This is a genomic window from Candidatus Erwinia dacicola (genome assembly GCF_001756855.1).
Taxonomy (GTDB): domain Bacteria; phylum Pseudomonadota; class Gammaproteobacteria; order Enterobacterales; family Enterobacteriaceae; genus Erwinia; species Erwinia dacicola.
Genome location: NZ_MAYS01000011.1, coordinates 1 through 2,609, shown reverse-complemented (window position 1 = coordinate 2,609; position 2,609 = coordinate 1). Strand labels below are relative to the sequence as shown.

1 protein-coding gene and 1 pseudogene are annotated in these 2,609 nt (G+C 47.2%); both read right to left on the bottom strand.

The genetic code is table 11. The features are described from left to right. Positions 1 to 504 precede the first annotated feature (504 nt). Entirely contained in the window at positions 505 to 1,740 is a 1,236-nt protein-coding gene (locus BBW68_RS00245; RefSeq protein WP_070133521.1) for an acyltransferase family protein, read from the bottom strand. Then, positions 1,733 to 2,296: pseudogene (locus tag BBW68_RS00240) on the bottom strand (recombinase family protein); the annotation flags it as partial. The pseudogene BBW68_RS00240 and the gene BBW68_RS00245, both read right to left, overlap by 8 nt. Between the last annotated feature and the right edge of the window lie 313 nt (positions 2,297 to 2,609).

Sequence of the window (2,609 nt, the reverse complement as noted above, 5' to 3'; positions counted from 1 at the left end):
TCAGTGTGCCACTACACTTGTCAAAGTCCGTATGCTTGAAGTCCCCCCACAGGTCTTCCGCGTTTTTCTAAATAAAGTCAGCCTGTGAAGCTGCCGATCCCGTAAATTCGTTCATTCTGGACTCCAACAACCTTTTGCACAGAACGGTACTGTAGTCAATCTGCGAATTTCAACCAGATTTTGCATAAAAGGGGGATGGAATTCAGTTCTTGGCTAAATTTGCGATCCTACCTCAGAATGCAAATAGCCAAAATTAGTTGCAGGAGAAGCCGTCCAATACCAAGGGGTTAACCTCAGCTATTCTACCGCTGTTGATGAAACAAAAAACTACGACGTGATTCTCGCTATTGACTGCCTGCCAGACAGGGGAGAAACCGCTACCAGGAATTATGAGTATCAGATTGTTCTCGCTTCAGTCAGTCCGGACGATTATTCCTTACCCATTGATTACTAGCTCCGTGATACGAACCCCATCAGATTCTGACCGGGTTCGTATCTGTGTCGTCAGAGCAACCTGTTAAGAAATCTCTTTCTTATGCTGACCACAACCTGTTCCTGAAAATGAAGGCAAATCCAGACCGTCAGGACAAGAAATAAAGCATAGCCGCTCAGGCTTAGCTGTATGCCGCCTGCCCTGTCAACCCACTCATGCCATCCTCCACGCCGGTCTGAGAATATGCTCCGCAGCAGAGGCTCGAACGTGCTCCACAGATAAAACAGGGGGACGTGTAGAGCAAAAATCGACAGGGATGATGCCCCCAGACGAGGCAGATAACGCCGCAACAGGTCTGAACGGGGAGTGGGAAGCAATGCACACAGGTACAGCAGCGTCAGCTGTGACGGCAGTAAAAGACCATTATGCAAAAGCGGATACCAGAAGCGCTCCGGGCGCTGGGTATAAATCCACGCTGCCAGGATAAAACAGGCAAGAATAAACAGCGACAGCATGCTGCAGCGAGCGACTCCGGGCCGGTACCCCCTCTGCTGATGCTGACGAAACAGGCTGTAACACAGGATACTGCATATAAACTCAGGCAGGCGAAACGGTGGAAATCGCTGCAGCAGGCCTGTCCAGGGTATCCCCCACAGGGCATTAAAAATGACGTAAAGCGGTGGTATCAGGCTGATAAAGCAGGTTAATGCAATAGCTGACTTAACCCTTTTTATGTTCAGTAACCGGGAGGTGATAAAAGGAAATACAAGGTAGAAAAAAAACAGTGTTGACAGAGACCAGAGTGGCGCATTAAAGGTGAGGTACAGCGGGTTCCAGGCCTGCAACATAAATAGCTGTAAAACAGAGTTAATCATCAGCTCACTGTTATCCATATAATGTTCCAGAAGCGAACGATCAGCTATCAGTTCATGCGTGTCATAAACGACAAAGCGTGGCGAGGCTCCGGGGCCATCCGGCGGAACTGACAGCCAGTGCATAAGTATCAGAACCAGAACTGAAGAAATGAGCGCGACAATATGTACAGGATAAAGATTACAGAAACGTTTAATCCAGAAACTACTTGCGGGTTCACGCATCTGATTCTGATTAAAGTAGACGTGAGCAAGCAAAAATCCGGACAATACGAAAAAAGTGCTGGTAGCAAAAAAACCCATGCTGGTGACGTTTCTTAACCATGGAATATGATCAAGCTGCGGATAACGGTGTGCGGTATGGTAAACCATAACAAAAAAACCAAGGGAAAATCTCAGCCATTCCAGTCCGACAAAACGGGGTTTATTATTCATCATGGCTCCGGGGCATGTTTATTTCGGTGAGTATTTTGTAAACGGTTGAACGGGCAATTTTAAACTGTCGGCTTATCTCTGACGCACCTGTTCCCTGCCTGTGGAGAGCCATTACACACCCACTATCAACTTTTCTCTTACGCCCAAACCGGATCCCTTTCGCCATAGCTTCCTGTCTCCCTTCGTTAGTGCGTTCCAGTATTCTCCGCCGCTCTGCCTGCGCGACTGCAGAAAGAATGGTGACAACCATCTGACCCATTTCGCCATCGGTACAGATCCCGTCATCGATAAAACGGACCGCCACGCCCTGTGCGTCAAATTCTTTTATCAGCTGGATCATATCGGCGGTATCCCGACCAAGACGGTCAAGCTTCTTCACCAGAATGACGTCACCTTTCTCCACCTTCATGCGAAGCAGGTCCAGCCCATTCCGACCAGCAGAACTTCCCGATGCTTTATCTGTAAAGATACGGCTGGCTTTCACTTCCGCCTCTTTAAGAGCTTTAATCTGAATATCGAGGGACTGCTGACTGGTTGATACCCGTGCGTAACCAAAAGCCGCATATAATGTACCTTAAATCAATCGACTATCAGACACTTTGTGTCTATTATAACAAATTTACGATTTAATAGACAGTCCATATCTGCCGTTTTATGCTGTCTGATAATTTATAATATTTTAGACGGTTGCAGAATTGTTAATAAATAACCCTCAGGTAGGGATGCCTGTATGCCCGTCGATTTTTTGACCACTGAGCAGACTGAGAGTTATGGCAGATTCACCGGCGAACCTGATGAACTTCAGCTGGCGCGTTATTTTCATCGGCACTGTTGCAAAGATATTGATGAGTTAGCCCTTCGTATTATTG